Raw genomic sequence first — 17,173 nt, 5'->3', positions numbered from 1 at the left:
ACTCACGCCTGCAGCCCCGCAGCTCGAACCTGCTCAGGCGTCACCAGCTTCGATGCAATCAAGTCCTCGACCTGCCGGTTGGTGATGTGACGACACAGGGGATGGCGCTCGTGAATCCACTCGGTGAGGCTGGCACGACCTTTGGCTTCGGCCTCTCGTGCCTTCTCGCGGTCCGCCTGTATCTGGGCAAGGCCCTTCTCCCAACGGCGCATCTTGAACCAGTTGTCTGAGAAACAAACCTTGCTGCGCGTGTAGCCGTCACTTTCCTTCGCATAGGCCTTGACCGCCTGCAGCAGATCATCGGGCTTTACCCCGGCTTTCACGGCGGCTGCGATCAAGCGCAGACTGGTTCGCCGGTCTCGGACCCTGTCCTCGGGATAGGCCGCCAGGATCTTCTCAGACTCAAGATCTTCAACCTCCTCCGCCGCCTCGCGCCTGCGCGTAGGTGGTTTATGGATGGTTTTAGGATGGTTTGGGGGCCACCGTGAACCCCGTACCCCGTTCACCGTGGACCCCGTACCGGGTTCAGGCTGGACGGGGTTCACAGTGAACCCCGTCTCAATATCGGGCTCTGCGGTGGATTCGAGCGCAGCCACGCGCTCCAGAAAAATGCGGTAAATGACCGTATAGCCGTTCTTGCAGTGCCGCCGCCCTGTCTCGATAAGAATGCCTTCGCGCAGAAAGTCGATGATGGTGCGCTTCACAGTGCTCTCGCTGAGCTCAGTATGGCGCTGGATCGTCCCTTTGGAGCACCAGATACCCGAGCCGTCGTCGCTCGCCTTGTCGGCAAGGAACATGATGATCTGCTTGCGTGCGGCACTGCCAAAGCGGCGCTCGGCGCATTCATTTGCGATGCGCCAGCTCATTGGACCACCTCACCGGTCAACGGCCGCGAAAAAGCCGACTGAGCGTTTGCGGTGTGGCGCTTGCTCATGCTAACGTACTGCGAAAGCTGACAGGCTTTTTCTATTTGGCCCCGGTTCACAGTTGCCGCTGTGACGGGGCCTTTTTCGTTTTGAACCGGCGAATTTGGCTTTGAAACTTTCGCTTTTTGTTCACTTTTTGTCGGGGGGTATTTTGCACCACTAAACCTTTGTTTTTGCTTCCTCTCTTTCTGGATTGCAAATCCGTGTACACCGGTTCGATTCCGGTACTCGCCTCCAACAAAATCAATAAGTTGAAAACACTTGAACCCTTGATGTTATCACCAGGGCATCTCATTCGAGTGATCCCCCTTTTCTGCTTATAGACACTCCTCCGATGCTTGACGTGTGCGCATTGTCTGACCGGCCTCTTCTGCATCCTTCGAGACTGTCTTTCTGGTGGCGTGGGTAAATAAGCGCAGCTTCGCATACGAGCGTCGTAAAGCGTCTTAGCTAGACCGTTGCACACACTCGCGCCGCGACCATCGTCTGGGGATCGCATCGCTTTTAGACCGAAACGGGTACCTGAACCGGCTCCCAGTAGACAGGACCGCAGTCATTCTCCTCGAGAAACTTGTAACGCGCTGCACGGCGATTTTCATGCAGCCGGATATCGGGCGCGGAGCGGTCGTCAAAACTGTAAGGCAGTACCGCGCGCAGGTCCTCGGTATGCTCAAACACAGTTCGTACCACCCAAGGACGCGTAAACATCGCCTCGCGCGTCGCCTCCTTCGGGCGCTGGAATCCCTTGGACGATGGAAACACGATCTCTCCCTCCACAGGGATCCCGAGGAACATCAAAAATTCGCGGTAGTCATCCTTTAGGCGTTCGACCCGGATGATGTGATCCGCGACGCAAACACCATTGAGCGAATAAACATCAAAATCCTGCGGCCAGCGGCCATCGCTGACGAACCTTTTAAAACGGGGTTCTACTGGGCGCTCCGGACGCCGGTTACCCTTCCAGAAGAAGGAGGAAATTGCCTTCTCCCACGGATTTCGCTCGGTACAGACCACATCGTAATCCACGATATCCTCACCGTAGATGCGCAGCGCATCACAATATCTGGAGTGGTTTTGCAGCTCAATCACTTCACCGGAATTGATGTTCACAAATCGCGGATTTTCGATCCGCGCAGCACAATCCACCCGCTGGGTTTCCTCACGCGGGCGCAGTTTGGTTATCATATCCTGCGGGCCGCAATATCTGCTGATCGCGAGTTCGATTGAACTGCCAGCAGTCTTCCCCGGCTTCACGTAAACAAAGTTGTGCTTATGGCTTACAATCATTTGAACGCACTCAGAAGGTAGGGTATCGTCCGCTTATGACATGCGGGGTCACCTCGGGCAATGATCACAGGCGGGTCAGCAAGCGGCCCAAGAGGTTGACAAAGCAGGTATGAATACGCGCAAACCGCCTCAGCGCTGAGGGGCCAGTGCAACATCCCCATGGGGCCCCTTAATGGTAACGAGGATAAGTGTCGAACAAGGCACTGCTGGACAGGGAGCAGATTTTCAGGCTCGACTTTGCAATTCGTCAATTTCGCCCCGCGAAAGATACGATTTTCAATCGACCCAACTCTCCCCCTCTTGGCCTTTTCCATAAAAACAACGAAGCAGTGCGGAATATTATGTCTGACCTCCCAGTAATCGCCTCCCTCTGGATTGGGGGAAATCTGAGTTATCTTGAACAAACCTGTCTGAAATCATTTGCCGATCACGGACATCGCATCCTTCTTTACACCTATGAAACCGTAGACAATTGCCCACCCGGTGTGGAGTTGATGGACGCCAACCGGATTTTTCCGGCGTCAGATTTCATCCGCCACAAGGTGTCTGGCTCCCCGGCCGTTCACGCCGATGCCTTTCGCTACAAGATGATCTCGATGCAGAATGTGATTTGGGTGGACGCGGATGTCCTTTGCGTGAAGCCTTGGGATTTTCGGGACCAATGGGTGTTCGGCTGGGAAAAAACCGGGCGTCTGGTCTGCAACGCCGTTCTCGGCCTGCCCCGGTTCTCCCGAACGCTGCAACGGCTCAATGCCTTTTGCGAAAACGAATACCCGATCCCGCCTTGGGCAAAGGGGGAAGAACGCGCACAGCTTGAGGCCGCACATGCGGCTGGCAACCCGGTGCATGTATCCGAGCTGAAATGGGGCGTTTGGGGGCCCTCAGCATTGACGTATTTTCTCAATGAAACTGGCGAGATGGCCCATGTGAAACCACAGATGGCGTTTTTCCAGATTTCGTTCAAGGAACGCCGCAACCTGCTCTCGCCGGGCTACATTGTCGAGAAGAAGATCGATGATGGCTGCTATGGTGTGCACCTCTGGAACCGTCGCCTGAGCCGCCGCCTGATCACCCACGAAGGCGGCATTCCCCATCCCGAGAGCTATCTTGGCCGTGCGTTGATCCGCCATGACATCGACGCTGCTGCAGCCCCGATCCCGGACCGCCCACCGGCGGGAAAACCGACACAGGCAGAGTTGGCAGCAAGCGCCCAATCCTCCGCCCCGGTGGCCAAATCCCCTCCCCCTGCCCCTGCGCGCTCCACACATCCCCGCCTTAAGATGCCGCTGGACCAACTCGTGCATAGTCCGCATTATCAACGCGCGATTGACAACCTTGAGCTCCGCACCGAGACCATAGGCGACCGGCTTTCACCGCTGTCGGAGCCAATCTCAAACGACGATATCCTGATCCTGACCTCAATGAAGAACGAGGCGCCCTTCATTCTGGAGTGGGTCGCTTATCACAAGGCGATCGGGGCCAAGCACTTCCTCGTCTATACCAACGATTGCAGCGACAACACGAATGAGATCCTGGACCGCTTGGCAGAGCTGGGTCTGGTCACCCGTGTCGCCAACCCTTGGGATCCGACCTCCGGCAAGAAGCCTCAGCATGTGGCGCTGGCTGACGCCATGCAGCAACCCGTGTATAAGGCTGCGGATTGGGTTTTGACCATTGATGTCGATGAATTTGTGAACATCCATGTCGGCGAAGGACGTTTTGCCGATCTGTTCAAAGCGGCTGGTGACCCCAATGTCATCTCCTTCACTTGGAAATTTTTCGGCAATGGTGGCGTTGCCAACTATAAAGACCGCCCGATTATCGAACAGTTCACCGCCTGCGCGCCTGAGTTCATTCCCAAGCCACGACTGGGCTGGGGGTTCAAAAGCATGCTGCATAAGTCTGCGCCCTACACCAAGATCGGCGTCCATCGCCCGCTGAAGATCGACGACGAAGCCAATGTCTCGCAGGTGCGCTGGGTCAACGGCTCCGGGCGGGTCATGCCGGAGATGCTGCTGACCAACAACGGCTGGCGCTCCACCAAGCGGTCACTTGGGTATCGCATGGCGACGCTAAATCATTACGTGCTGCGCTCCGCCGACAGTTTTCTGGTGAAACGGGACCGCGGCCGGATCAACCACACCGAACAGGATCAGGGCGTCGAGTACTGGGCGCGGCGCAACTACGCCTCTGAAACCGACGCTCGTATGCACAACCGCGCGCCAATGATGCGTTCCGAGTTGGACAGTCTGATGGCCGATGCCAAACTGGCAAGTCTGCATGCGGAAGCGGTTCAATGGCACAAGGCCAAGATCGCTGATCTGAAATCAAAACCGGAATACGCCGCACTTTACGAAAACCTGACGGACGTCGCGCGCCCCGATGCGATATATCTGACCAAGTTGGAAGATCAGGCCGATATCAATACCCCTGCGGGTGTCCAGATCCCCGAACCCGAGGCGCTGCTGCTCTCACCCGCCCAGATCAAGGCGAAAACCCAGCTGCTGACGGAGATGATCGAGGGGAAGATCCGCAAAAACGATCTGGACGCGCGCGCAGCAGAATTAGGCGCTGACATTGATATCGCAGACCTTGCCCAGCAGATGCAGCGCACGCCTGCACCCGCGCCTTCGGCCCCCCACGATGGGACCGGAACATCTGGGAAAACGGTCATAGCAGCATCTGTCCAGATGGCTCATACGCCCCCACCGGCACGGCCTGCCGTCGCCCAGCCAGCCCTTCGTCACGCGCATATCTGGCTTCCCAAAGCGCCGCAAAGCGCAGCCCCGACCAATGGGGATGCAAGGTTCACAGACATGCAGAGCCATGCCGCTCAGCGCGCCGGCTTTTTCTGGGAAAGCGATGAAAACGCACTGTTCTTCGAGCCTTTTGGCAAACGGCTTGTGGTCACCTTTGACAATATCCATGTGGTTCAGCAAAAAGAGGGCCAGCGCTGGCCCTGGGGCTACAAACTACTATCGCAAACCTTGGGCTGTTCGGTCCTCGGTGTGATTGGAGCCAAACGCAACTGGTTCCGCAGCTCCTTTGTTCATGATGGATTTGATCACCTGCGCGACAGTGGTTTCTTTGAGCAATTTGACGAAGTGCTGTTCTACGGGGCCTCTATGGGGGCCTATGGGGCGCTGACCTATTCGCAATGCGCACCGGGCGCCAAGGTCTTTGCCATAGCCCCGCAGACCACACTGGACAGGCGCATCCTGCCCGATGACAATCGTTGGGGCTGGACCGCACGGCTGGACTGGGATGATCGCTATGCGGATGCGGCCAAGGCGACGCATCTCGCCGATGATGTGGTGGTGCTCTATGACCCCTACTTTGCCCCCGATGTGGATCAGGTAAACCGGCTGCACGGCGACAATATCCGCAAACTGCGGATGCCGTTCTTCGGCCACCAGCTACCGCAGGCGCTGGCAAATATGGAAATCCTGAAACCCATGCTAAGCGAAATCTGCGAAGGTCGCTTGACCAGTGACCGCTTCTATAAACTGTTGCGCGCCCGTCGGGATTTGCCGCGTTACCAGCATGATCTGCTGATGAAGGCAGAAGAGAAGAACCACCGAAAGCTCGCCATTCAGGTCTGCGAATACACGTTGAAAAAACGCGATGCCAAGAACATCCGCAATTCGCTTGAACGGCTGCGTGCTGAAGTCGCCGAAACAGAGAGCTAAGCCATGACCGCCTCCCCCAGCGCCGCCAAGGCAAAGCGCCTGATCATCACCTGTATGAAGAACGAAGGACCCTTCATTCTGGAATGGGTGGCTCACCACCGTGCCATCGGGTTTGACCATATGCTGGTCTTCACAAACGACTGCGACGACGGCACCGTTGAGCTGCTCGATGCGCTGGCCACCCGTGGTTACATCACCCGCATGGACAACCCTTATCAGGAGATGGGCAGCGGCTATAATCCCCAGAAGGGCGCGCTGAAATTCGCCGAGAGCCTCGATCTGGTCCAGCAGGCAGAATGGGTTCTGGTCTCCGACGTTGATGAATTCGTGAATATCCATGTCGGGGATGGGGATCTCGACAGTCTCTTTGCCGCCACCAATGACCCCGACATGATCTCGATGCAGTGGCGCCTGTTCGGCAACAGCTTCCGAAACAGCTACGACGACGTCCTGCTAACGCAAGAGCATAGCTACTGCGCACCGAAATACTGCCCTGCCCCGATCCAGGCCTGGGGCATCAAGACCATGTTCAAGACCGCCGGCGACTACGTTGCCGGCAGCTATGACCGTATCGGCGTCCACCGTCCACTCAAACGACGGATTGAAGGGATGCCCAAGTGGGTCGCAGGTAGCGGCAAACCGGTGCCCGAAGATATGGCCGATCAGGGCTGGCGCTTTGGCATTCGTGACCACGGCTACGATGTGGTGACCCTCAACCACTACGCCGTGCGCAGCACCGAGAGCTTCCTCGTCAAACGCGACCGTGGACGTGTCAACCATGTCGAACGCGATCAGGGGCTGGCCTATTGGATGCGCATGAACTTCAATATGGAGCAAGATACCTCTATCCAACGCCGCCTCCCCGCCACGAAAAAAGAGCTAACCCGCCTCAAACGTCTCAAAGGCATCAAAGCACTGCATGAGGCCGCCGTCACCGCCCACCGCAGCAAGATCACAGACCTGATGGCCCGTGAGGATATGAAGAGGTTCTACGATGAGATCACCTCGCCCAAGCTGACGCTTCTGTCGCGACACCTGAACTTTGTCTCCCGCGCACAGTTTAACGACGGCCCCGACGCGATTTCTGCCGACCTGATAGACCGGCTGGAACAGGTGCCCGTGCTCTAGCATCAGGACCAGAGACTGGCACCCACCGCCTATCACTTCGATTTCAACCGAAACCGCTGGATCTTTCCGGTTTCGGTCTTTGGAAGAGCATCAGTGTAGACGATATCGCGGGGGTATTTGTAGGGCGCGATGGTGGCCTTGACATGATCCTGCAAAGCCTTGGTTAGCTCCTGCGATGCCTCTGTGCCGTCCGCCAGAACCACATGAGCCTGCACAATCTCGCCACGGGCCTCATCGCTGGCGCCAATCACCGCACATTCCGACACCAGTTCGTGGGATAAGAGCGCGGCCTCGACCTCAGGACCCGCGATATTATATCCGGCGGAGACGATCATATCATCGTTGCGTGCGGCAAAATGCAGATACCCATCGGCATCCATCACAAAACTGTCGCCCGTAATGTTCCAGCCGTCCTTCACGTACTCGCCCTGCCGCGCATCACCGAGGTAGCGGCAGCCGGTCGGTCCCTTCACCGCCAGTCGACCAACCTCCCCCCGCGGCGCTTCATTGCCATCCTTGTCGAGGACCCGCACCTGATAGCCCCGCACAGGCTTACCCGTGCAGGCGGGACGATGGTCGTCAAACCGGTTGGAAATGAAGATATGCAGCATCTCCGTCGCCCCGATCCCATCCAGCATTGGCTTGCCAGTCTGCGCCATCCAATCGTCATAGACCGGTGCGGGCAGGGTTTCCCCGGCGGACACCGCCGCCCTGAGCGAGGAGAGATCCGCCCCCTCCTCCATCGCACGCAGCATCACCCGATAGGCGGTCGGCGCTGTGAAGCAGACCGTCGCCTTATAGCTCTCGATAATCTCGATCAGATTGGGCGGCGAGGCATTCTCCAGCAAGGTCGCCGCGGCTCCAAACCGCAGCGGGAAAATCGCCAGCCCTCCCAGCCCAAACGTAAACGCCAATGGCGGAGACCCGACAAAAATATCCTCAGGCGTGACCGCCAGAACCTCCGCCGCATAGCCATCGGCAATCATCAAGAGATCGCGATGAAAATGCATCGTTGCCTTCGGCGACCCCGTGGTGCCCGAGGTGAACCCCAGAAGGGCCACATCATCTCGGCCCGTCGCCGCCGCCTCAAACCGCACCGGTTTTTCCAACGCCAACCGGTCCAGCTCCGCATCATGGTTCGAAGTGCCATCGAACCCAACCACCGATTTCAGATGGGCTGAGGTTTTGGCACAGGCGACCAACTCCTCCATCAGCCGCGTATCACACAGCGCATGGCTGATCTCTGCCTTGTCGATGATCTTCGCCAGCTCGCCCGCCCGCAGCATCGGCATGGTATTTACCACCACAGCCCCCGCCTTGGTCGCCGCCAGCCAGCAGGCCACCATCGCCGGATTATTGGCGGAGCGGATCAGCACCCGGTTGCCGGGCTGCACCCCCAGATCTTCCACTAGCACATGGGCCAGCCGGTTAGTCCAATCCGCCAGTTCCTTGTAGGTTCGTCGCCGCCCATTGCCGATCAGGGCGGTATGATCCCCGAACCCTTTGTCGACCATGGCATCGGTCAGTTCCACCGCCGCATTCAATCGCTCAGGATAGGCGTACCCGCCGGTCAGAAACTCCGGCCACTGATCCACCGGCGGCAGATTATCACGGGTAAAAGTATCGATATGTGCGCTTGGACCCAGCATCTCAGCCTCCCTTCTGAAACGTGGAAATCGCCTGACGGGCAATCACCACACGTTGGACGTCAGATGCCCCTTCGTAGATCCGCAACGCTCTGATGTCGCGGTAGAGCTCCTCCACCTTCTGACCCTGCCGCACGCCATCGCCGCCATGCAGCTGGACGGCGTTGTCGATGACCTTCTGCGCCTGATCGGTGGAGAACAACTTCGCCATCGCAGCCTCTCGGGTGATGCGCGCAGCGCCACTATCCTTGGCCCAGGCTGCGCGATAGACCAGCAGCGCACTTGCGTCCACATCCAGCGCCATATCCGCGATATGCCCCTGTACCATCTGCAAATCCGCCAGCGGCGCCCCCTGCACGTGACGGTTTGTCACCCGCGCCAATGCCTCATCCAGCGCCCGACGCGCAAATCCCAGCGCCGCCGCCGCCACGGTGGATCGGAACACATCCAGCACCGACATGGCAATCTTGAACCCGGCCCCGGCCTCGCCCAACAGGGCGGTCTTCGGAATGCGGCAATCGCTAAACCGCAGGGTCGCGAGCGGGTGCGGTGCCAGTGTCTCCAAACGCTCTACAACCTCAAACCCGGGCAGTCCTGCAGGCACGACAAAGGCGCTTAACCCCCTTGCCCCCGGCCCCTCGCCAGTGCGGGCAAACAGCGTATAGACATCGGCAATGCCACCATTGGAGATCCAGGTCTTCTCACCATTCAGCACATAGTGATCGCCATCCAATGTGGCCGTCATGGTAGAGTTCGCCACATCCGAGCCGGACTGCGGCTCGGTCAGGGCAAAGGCTGAAATCGCCTTGCCGCTGCGTGTGAGCGGCAGCCATTCTGCCTGCTGCGACGGCGTACCAAACAGCGAAATCGCCCCCGTCCCCAGCCCCTGCATAGCAAAGGCAAAATCGGCCAGCCCATCATGGCGGGCCAGGGTCTCACGGATCAGGCACAGTGTCCGCACGTCCAAGGCCTCGCCTGTCATAGCCCCGGAATACTGCGTCCAGCCCCCAGCTCCCAAGGCCGACACCAACGCGCGGCAAGCGGCATCGGTATCGCTGTGATCAATATCCGCCAACGCGTCCTGTGCCCAACGGTCCAGATCCGCGGCCAACGCGCGATGGCGGTCTTCAAAAAACGGCCAGCTCAGAAAGGTCTTATCCGCCATAGCACTCCTCCCGGCAGCGGCACCCGCCGCCTGTCATCTTTCTTCAAATACTCCCGCCGGAGGCCGCCGCACCCTCCTCCGGTGCTGCGGCCTGCAAGGGCCGGATCAATCACCTTCAAACAGAGGTTTTTCCTTTTTGGCAAAAGCTTGATAGGCGCGCTCGAAATCAGCCGTCTGCATGCAGATCGCCTGCGCTTGTGCCTCGGCCTCAATCGCTTGCTCAATCGACATGGACCATTCCTGCGCGAGCATCGTCTTGGTCATCATATGTCCGAAATTCGGCCCCGCCACGATCCGCTCTGCCCAGCTCTGTGCCTCGCCCAGCAGTCTATCTGCGGGCACCACCTTGTTGTGAAACCCCCAGGCTGCCCCTTCATCCGCGCTCATTGATCGCCCGGTATAGAGCAGCTCTGCCGCACGCCCCTGGCCAATGATGCGCGGCAGGATCGCGCAGGCCCCCATGTCGCAGCCAGCAAGCCCAACACGAGTGAACAGAAACGCCGTCTTGGTGTCCGGCGTGGCGATCCGGATATCCGACGCCATGGCAATAATCGCGCCAGCCCCCACGCAAACACCGTCCAGCGCCGCAATAATAGGCTTGCCGCAATTCACCATCGCCTTCACCAGATCGCCGGTCATCCGGGTAAAGGCCAGCAACTCCTTCATCGACATTCTGGTCAACGGCCCAATGATATCATGGACATCGCCGCCAGAACTGAAGTTACCACCATTGGGCGCAAAAACCACCGCTTTCACATCGTCGTCATAATGCAATTCCCGGAACCAGTCCCGCAGCTCTGCATAGCTGTCAAAGCTCAGAGGGTTCTTTCGCTCGGGGCGGTCCAGCGCCACGGTGGCGATACCGTCCTCAATACTGCACAGAAAATACTTGGTATCCGTCGAAATCATCTGTCGCGTCCTTCATTTTCAAGCCGTCTGGCCACCTGATCCAACGCATCAGAGAGCGTCTGAACCTCGGCTTCGGGCACGCTGTCAAACATCTGGTCAATCCAAGCCTCATGGGCGGCGGCCTGACGGGCGAATTCCGAGATCCCCGCCTCCGTCAGCCTTACCCGGCTGGCACGTCGGTCTCCGGGGACCTTTTCGCGCTGCACATGGCCGTCATCCACCAGCCGTTCGACGATCCCGGTGACATTGCCATTGGAGACTTTAAGCACGCCAGACAGCTCGCTCATCTTCAGCCCGTCAAGATGCTGGCTCAGGGCTGCCATCACGTCAAACCGCGGCAGCGTGGTGGTAAATTCCTGTCGCAGGTTCTCGCGAATTTCGCTTTCCACAGCGCGGGTTGCCTTGAGCACTTTCAGCCACAGCCGCAGCCGGTCTTTGGAGCGGTCGGTTTGCATCAGATCTCACCTCCGGTAATGGGCAGCGCGCTGCCATTGATGGACGCTGCCGAAGAGGACGCAAGGAAAAGCGCGGCATCCGCCACCTCTTCCGGCTGGATAAAGCGGCCTTGCGGGTTGCCTGCGCGCAGCGATTTTGCAGCCTCCTCCTCACTCATCCCGGTGGTGGACACAATGGTCGCAATCGACCGCTCAAGCAGCGGCGTCTCAATAAAACCCGGACAAATCGCGTTTACGGTGATGCCACTGCGCGCGAGTTCCTGCGCCAGCGACCGCGTGAGGCCCAGAACCCCATGTTTCGCCGCGCAATACCCCGAAACATAAGGATACCCCTTGAGCCCGGCAGTTGAGGCAACAGCAATCATCCGCCCCCAGCCTGCCGACTTCATATCAGGGAGCGCGGCCTGCCACAGGTTGAACACCCCCGACAGGTTGACAGCCAAAGCCGCCTCGAAATCCGCCAGATCCATCTTGGCAAAGGGTTTCGACGGCGCAGCACCTGCATTGGCAATAGCAACACTCACCGGCCCATGCTGCTGTCGCGCCTGATCAAGCGCCACCCGCACCGCCTCTGCCTCGGTAACATCGCAGGCAAGCGGCAGGGCGCCCGTTTCAGCGGCCACTTCCTGCAGCGGTTCGATCCGCCGACCAAGCAGCGTGAGCCGCGCGCCCTGCCCGGCAAAGCTGCGCGCCAATGCGGCGCCCACGCCGGAACCACCACCGGTGACCACCACATGTTTACCGATCAGATCGCTCATGCCCGGATCACCTCTGCATCGCGGTCTGCCAGACGCCAGGCCTGATCCCGCCCCGCCAGATACGGCATCGGCCAACCTGCATGACGGTCGCCGATCCGGCTTGCCTCATGCAGGGTCCAATAGGGATCCGCCAGATGCGGGCGACCCACACAGACCAGATCAGCCCGTCCGGCCATCAGGATCGAATTGGCATGATCCGCCTCATAGATATTGCCCACCGCCATGGTCGCGATCCCGGCATCATTGCGGATCCGGTCCGAAAACGGCGTCTGGAACATGCGGCCATAAACCGGCTGCGCCTCCGTTGATGTCTGCCCCGCAGACACATCAATGATATCCGCCCCCGCTGCGGTGAAGGCCCGTGCGATCTCCACCGCCTCCTCGGGTGTCACCCCTTCATCGCCAACCCAGTCGTTGGCGGAAATACGAACGGACATTGGTTTGTCCACAGGCCAGACGGAACGCATAGCTTCGAAGACCTCCAGCGGGTAACGCAGCCGGTTTTCCAGAGCTCCGCCATAGGCATCTGTTCGAACGTTGGACTTTGGCGAGATAAACGACGAAATCAGATAGCCATGCGCTGCATGGAGTTCGATCATGTCAAATCCTGCCCGTTCAGCCATCTGCGCGGCGGCAACGAATTCATCCTTGATTGCGTCCATTTCCCCCCGCGTGATCTCCCGCGGGGCCGGGTTGCCATAGGACCACGCAATGGCCGAGGCGGAGACCGTTTCCCAGTTCCCCTCCCGCAACGGGGCGTCCATGGTCTCCCAGCCCAATTGGGTGGATCCCTTGCGACCGGAATGGCCAATCTGACAGCAGATCTTCGCGTCAGTCTCCGCGTGGACAAAATCTGTCAGCCGCGTCCACGCCGTCTCATGCTCTGGCGCGTACAAGCCAGGACAACCCGGCGTGATCCGCCCTTCTGCCGAGACGCAGGTCATTTCGGTATAGACCAGACCCGCACCGCCCTTGGCGCGCTCACCATAGTGGATGAGATGCCAATCGGTCGGACAGCCATCCTTGGCCTTGTACTGCGCCATTGGCGACACCACGATGCGGTTTTTGAGCAGCATCTCGCGCAGCCTATAAGGCGCAAACATTGGTGGCCGCGTCGGCGCATCTGCGGGTGCTCCCGCCGCCTCCTGAAACCACTTCTCCGCCGAGCCGAGCCAGTCTGCATCCCGCAGGCGCAGGTTTTCATGGGAGATCCGCTGCGACCGGGTCAGCAACGAATAGTTGAACTGCACTGGATCCATATCCAGATAACGCTCCACCTCTTCAAACCACTCCAGCGAGTTGCGCGCCGCCGATTGCAGCCGCAACACATCCAGCCGCCGCTCCTCCTGATAGCGCACAAACGCCTGCTCCAGCGTCGGTTCGGTCGTGATGAACTCTGCCAATGCAATCGCACTGTCGAACGCAAGCCGGGTTCCCGAACCGATTGAAAAATGCGCCGTGGCCGAGGCATCGCCCAGCAATACCACGTTTTCATGGTGCCAAGTCTCACACAGAACCCGCGGGAAGTTGATCCACACCGCAGAGCCGCGCAAGTGATCAGCATTCGAAATCAGGGAATGCCCGTCCAGATGATCGGCAAAGATCTCCTCGCAGGTCCGCAGGATCTCCTCCTTACTCATCGCTTCAAACCCCCAGTTTTCCCAGGTCTGAGCAGAGCATTCGACAATCACCGTGGCAGTGTCGGCATCGAATTGATAGGCATGGATCCACATCCAGCCGTGCTGTGTCTTCTCAAAGATAAAGGTGAAGGCATCGTCGAATTTCTGCTTTGTGCCCAGCCATATGAATTTGCAGGGGCGCACATCGACGTTGGGCTTGAATTGGTCCGCAAATTCACTGCGGACGCGGGAATTCAACCCATCACAGGCAACCACCAGATCATAATCCGCCTGATAGGAGGCTGCAGGCCCGACTTCCGTCTCAAACTGCAGATCAATGCCCAGTTCGCGCGCCCGCTCCTGCAGGATCACCAGCATCGCCTTGCGACCGATCCCGGCAAACCCATGCCCACCTGAGACGGTCCGCGCGCCACCATGCACAACGGCGATATCATCCCAATAGGCAAATTTATCGCGGATCTGCCCGGCGCTGACGGGATCGTTCGCAGTCAGGTTCTCAAGCGCATCATCAGACAGCACAACACCCCAACCGAACGTGTCATCCGGTTTGTTACGCTCAAAAACCGTGATCTCAGCGTCAGGTTGGCGCAGCTTGGTTGAGATCGCAAAGTAAAGGCCAGCCGGGCCGCCTCCCAAACAGGCGATTTTCATGATGCCACTCCCCTATTGCTGTCTAAACTGCAAACAGGATAAGCGGATCACGATAAACTTCAAGCTTAAACTTTTATACTTGAAGCTTTTACAAATATGACTGATTTGCCCCTTAAAGGAATATTCACCCAAACCTGAAAAACTTCGATCTGCGGCAGGACACTCCGGGTTTTTCGGGGCCTATCGGTACGCGGGCGATAAATCCGCTTACATACCACCACGTATTCCCCCAACATTTCAGCTATCTAGGCGTCATAGTTGATGTTGAGAACTTATTGAACCGGCCCTATCTCCTCGCGAATACGACAATATTTAAATAAGCAATATCAATAACATAAACGTATCCTTGGTATACTGTCACGCCTGTGGATAAGTCAGGGGGCAACCTAAGGACTCTCAACCCTTGAGCGACTTGAGCGCAAACCTCGCGAAACGTGGAATATTGTCAGCATTCTACAAAAAAGAACACGATTTTCAAAATTTTACTGGATATTTTCAGCCGAAAAATCGCTATCCATCAAACACTGGTTACGATGATTTCGACATTTCATCCACAGCCCACCACTCGAATACCCCCATAAGCTGCAGTCCGCAGCCAGAGGCAGCCGTAAAAAAACCGCGCGGAATGGGCCGCGCGGTCTTTGGATTCACCCTCGCTGTCTGCGATATGTTCAAAGCTCTCGCAGATACTGCATGACTGCCGGACGCACGGTCTGTTCGCCCCGATGACGGGCGTCCGTGATGATTTTGCGGATATCATTCAGGTCTACACGCATCAGCAAGGACTTTACCGGACCAACTGAGGCAGGCCGCATGGACAGCACCCGAAGCCCCATCGCAGCAAGACAAACAGCCTCAATCGGGCGGCCAGCATCTTCACCGCAGAAACTGAGCGGAGTACCGGATTTCTCACAGCGTTCAACGATCTGCGCGATGAAGCTCAGGAAGCTGACATTCAGCGTATCGTAGCGCTTGCGCACCCGCTCATTCTCACGGTCAGCGGCAAAAAAGAACTGCTTGAGGTCATTGCCGCCAATCGACAGGAACTCCACCTCGTCAAAGAACTTCTGCGGCGCAAAGGCGAGAGAGGGGGTCTCCAGCATCGCCCCGACTTCCAGCTTCTCAGGCAGAGGATGGCCTAGACGGCGCTCCCGCTCCAGTGTTTTGGCGACTTCCGCCTTGGCGTCGCGGAACTCCTCGAACTGGGCCACAAAGGGAAACATCAGCGTTAGCGGACGTCCATTGGCAGCCCGGATCAGCGCCTGCAACTGCATCCGCATCACGCCGGGCTTGTCCAGGCCCACACGGATTGCCCGCCAGCCAAGCGCCGGGTTGGGCTCATCCGTTGGCTTCATATAGGGCAGGACTTTGTCCGAGCCGATATCCAGCGTGCGAAACACCACCCGCTTGCCGCCCGCCGCATCCAGAACCCGCTGGTACAGCGCCACCAATTCTGAACGTTTGGGCATCTGGTTGCGAACCAGAAACTGCAATTCGGTGCGGAACAGGCCAACGCCCTCAGCGCCTGAGTTTTCCAGCGATGGTAGATCTGCCATCAGCCCGGCGTTCATCATCAGATGCACCCGGCGACCATCCCGCGTCAGCGCCTGCTTGTCGCGGATCGAGGCATAGCGCTCCTGCGCCTTGGCCTGCATGGCAATCTTGTCACGGAAGGCGCCGACAACGGTATCATCGGGCCGCAGATGCACCACGCCCTGCTCGCCATCGACCATGATGTGGTCGCCGTTCAGCGCCTCGGTCGTGATGCGTTTGGCATGGACCACCAGCGGGATCGCCAAGGCACGGGCGATGATCGCGGCATGGGAGCCCACGGAGCCCTCCTCCAGCACGATACCACGCAGATTGCGGCCATATTCCAGCAACTCTCCCGGACCGATATTGCGCGCAATCAGAACCGGATCATCAGGCAGCTCGGCGCCAGTCTCACTGCCCTGCCCAGTCAAGATGCGCAGCAGACGGTTAGACAGATCATCAAGGTCGCTGAGACGCTCGCGCAGATAGGCGTCCTGCACCTGGCCCATCCGGGCACGCGCCTGCGATTGTTCTTTTTCCACAGCGGCTTCTGCGCTCAAGCCCCGGCCAATGTCCTCTTCCATCCGGCGCATCCAGCCCTTGGAATTGGCAAACATCCGATAGGCTTCCAGAACCTGCAACTGTTCTTTGTCGCCGGTTTGGGTGACCTCCAGCATCTTGTCGACACCCACGCGCAGTTCCTCAACCGCCTCATGCAGGCGCTCCAGCTCGCGGTGGGGATCATCGGCGATAGGGTTGGTCACCACGACGCGCGGCTCATGCAGCCAGACATGGCCCTCCACGGCGCCTTCCTGCGCGATGGTACCGCGCAACAGGACAGGCTGCTGGTGCAGCGGAGACAAGGCCGCGCCTTCCCCGACAAAGGCGCCAAGCTCGGTCATCTCGGCGATGACCATAGCCACCACCTCCAGTGCGTAGACCGCATCAGAAGAGAATTCACGCCCCTCTTTGGACTGCACCACCAGCACGCCCAGCATCTCGCCCAGACGCTGGATCGGCACACCGAGGAAAGAGGCAAAACGCTCCTCCCCCGTTTCCGGCATATAACGGAAGCCCTTGGCGTTGGGCGCGTCAGGCGTGTTCACCACCTTGCCATAGCGCGCCACACGGCCCACCAGCCCCTCACCGATCCGCATGCGCGTCTGGTGCACGGATTCCACGTTCAGGCCCTGAGTCGCACAAAGTTCAAGCGTCTCATCATCGCGGAACAGATAGACCGAGCACACCTCGCTGCGCATGCTGTCGGCAATCAGCTGCGTGATCTTGTCCAGACGGGCCTGACCGGCATCGTCACCGGCCATCGCCTCACGCAAGCGCATCAATAAGTTGCGACTTTCGGATTCGGTCGTCTTTACCATGGGGGCC

The 17,173-nt window shown here is 58.6% G+C and carries 12 protein-coding genes; 3 read left to right on the top strand and 9 right to left on the bottom strand.

The annotated features are described in order from the left end of the window. Nucleotides 1–2: 2 nt before the first annotated feature. A complete protein-coding gene (locus tag GAL_RS05145; RefSeq protein WP_024096521.1) occupies nt 3–866 on the bottom strand; it encodes a hypothetical protein in 864 nt (287 codons plus the stop codon). Nucleotides 867–1,430: 564 nt separating this feature from the next. After that, the gene (locus GAL_RS05140) at nt 1,431–2,111 is read right to left on the bottom strand and encodes a hypothetical protein (protein WP_244462730.1); all 681 of its coding nucleotides are present in this window, start codon (nt 2,109–2,111) and stop codon (nt 1,431–1,433) included. A gap of 443 nt (nt 2,112–2,554) precedes the next feature. On the opposite strand from GAL_RS05140, the gene GAL_RS05135 reads away from it, so the two are divergent. Both GAL_RS05135 and GAL_RS05130 read left to right on the top strand, forming a co-directional pair. Beyond that, nucleotides 2,555–5,902, top strand: coding sequence for a glycosyltransferase family 2 protein (locus GAL_RS05135; protein ID WP_040103909.1), 3,348 nt, complete (start codon nt 2,555–2,557; stop codon nt 5,900–5,902). Nucleotides 5,903–5,905: 3 nt separating this feature from the next. Next, nucleotides 5,906–7,030, top strand: a complete 1,125-nt coding sequence (locus GAL_RS05130; RefSeq protein WP_024096517.1) for a glycosyltransferase family 2 protein — start codon at nt 5,906–5,908, stop codon at nt 7,028–7,030. Nucleotides 7,031–7,062: 32 nt separating this feature from the next. On the opposite strand, the gene GAL_RS05125 is transcribed toward GAL_RS05130, so the two are convergent. From GAL_RS05125 to GAL_RS05100, 6 genes are all read right to left on the bottom strand, one after another. Next, a complete protein-coding gene (locus GAL_RS05125) occupies nt 7,063–8,679 on the bottom strand; it encodes an AMP-binding protein (protein ID WP_024096516.1) in 1,617 nt (538 codons plus the stop codon). Nucleotide 8,680: 1 nt separating this feature from the next. Further along, the gene (locus GAL_RS05120) at nt 8,681–9,841 is read right to left on the bottom strand and encodes an acyl-CoA dehydrogenase family protein (protein ID WP_024096515.1); all 1,161 of its coding nucleotides are present in this window, start codon (nt 9,839–9,841) and stop codon (nt 8,681–8,683) included. Between the two features lie 105 nt (nt 9,842–9,946). Then, complete coding sequence (locus GAL_RS05115; protein ID WP_024096514.1) at nt 9,947–10,750, bottom strand: enoyl-CoA hydratase family protein; 804 nt, start codon at nt 10,748–10,750, stop codon at nt 9,947–9,949. Then, nucleotides 10,747–11,205, bottom strand: coding sequence for a MarR family winged helix-turn-helix transcriptional regulator (locus GAL_RS05110; RefSeq protein WP_024096513.1), 459 nt, complete (start codon nt 11,203–11,205; stop codon nt 10,747–10,749). The genes GAL_RS05115 and GAL_RS05110 overlap by 4 nt, the downstream gene beginning before the upstream one ends. Next, nucleotides 11,205–11,963, bottom strand: a complete 759-nt coding sequence (locus tag GAL_RS05105) for an SDR family NAD(P)-dependent oxidoreductase (protein ID WP_024096512.1) — start codon at nt 11,961–11,963, stop codon at nt 11,205–11,207. Before GAL_RS05105 ends, GAL_RS05110 begins: the two co-directional genes overlap by 1 nt. Then, complete coding sequence (locus tag GAL_RS05100) at nt 11,960–14,254, bottom strand: bifunctional salicylyl-CoA 5-hydroxylase/oxidoreductase (RefSeq protein WP_024096511.1); 2,295 nt, start codon at nt 14,252–14,254, stop codon at nt 11,960–11,962. Before GAL_RS05100 ends, GAL_RS05105 begins: the two co-directional genes overlap by 4 nt. Before the next feature lie 403 nt (nt 14,255–14,657). On the opposite strand from GAL_RS05100, the gene GAL_RS22425 reads away from it, so the two are divergent. Continuing rightward, a complete protein-coding gene (locus GAL_RS22425; protein WP_145957941.1) occupies nt 14,658–14,951 on the top strand; it encodes a hypothetical protein in 294 nt (97 codons plus the stop codon). Here the strand turns inward: GAL_RS22425 and ptsP are convergent. Beyond that, the gene (gene ptsP / locus GAL_RS05095) at nt 14,926–17,166 is read right to left on the bottom strand and encodes a phosphoenolpyruvate--protein phosphotransferase (RefSeq protein WP_024096510.1); all 2,241 of its coding nucleotides are present in this window, start codon (nt 17,164–17,166) and stop codon (nt 14,926–14,928) included. The genes GAL_RS22425 and ptsP overlap by 26 nt on opposite strands. Between the last annotated feature and the right edge of the window lie 7 nt (nt 17,167–17,173).

Origin of the sequence: Phaeobacter gallaeciensis DSM 26640 (assembly GCF_000511385.1) — a bacterium.
Taxonomy (GTDB): domain Bacteria; phylum Pseudomonadota; class Alphaproteobacteria; order Rhodobacterales; family Rhodobacteraceae; genus Phaeobacter; species Phaeobacter gallaeciensis.
This window is presented reverse-complemented; position numbering and strand designations above follow the sequence as displayed.

Coding starts and splice junctions, on each gene's coding strand:
- GAL_RS05145 (WP_024096521.1), bottom strand. CDS start 866: ATGAGCTGGCGCATCGCAAATGAATGCGCCGAGCGCCGCTTTGGCAGT.
- GAL_RS05140 (WP_244462730.1), bottom strand. CDS start 2,111: ATGATAACCAAACTGCGCCCGCGTGAGGAAACCCAGCGGGTGGATTGT.
- GAL_RS05135 (WP_040103909.1), top strand. CDS start 2,555: ATGTCTGACCTCCCAGTAATCGCCTCCCTCTGGATTGGGGGAAATCTG.
- GAL_RS05130 (WP_024096517.1), top strand. CDS start 5,906: ATGACCGCCTCCCCCAGCGCCGCCAAGGCAAAGCGCCTGATCATCACC.
- GAL_RS05125 (WP_024096516.1), bottom strand. CDS start 8,679: ATGCTGGGTCCAAGCGCACATATCGATACTTTTACCCGTGATAATCTG.
- GAL_RS05120 (WP_024096515.1), bottom strand. CDS start 9,841: ATGGCGGATAAGACCTTTCTGAGCTGGCCGTTTTTTGAAGACCGCCAT.
- GAL_RS05115 (WP_024096514.1), bottom strand. CDS start 10,750: ATGATTTCGACGGATACCAAGTATTTTCTGTGCAGTATTGAGGACGGT.
- GAL_RS05110 (WP_024096513.1), bottom strand. CDS start 11,205: ATGCAAACCGACCGCTCCAAAGACCGGCTGCGGCTGTGGCTGAAAGTG.
- GAL_RS05105 (WP_024096512.1), bottom strand. CDS start 11,963: ATGAGCGATCTGATCGGTAAACATGTGGTGGTCACCGGTGGTGGTTCC.
- GAL_RS05100 (WP_024096511.1), bottom strand. CDS start 14,254: ATGAAAATCGCCTGTTTGGGAGGCGGCCCGGCTGGCCTTTACTTTGCG.
- ptsP (WP_024096510.1), bottom strand. CDS start 17,166: ATGGTAAAGACGACCGAATCCGAAAGTCGCAACTTATTGATGCGCTTG.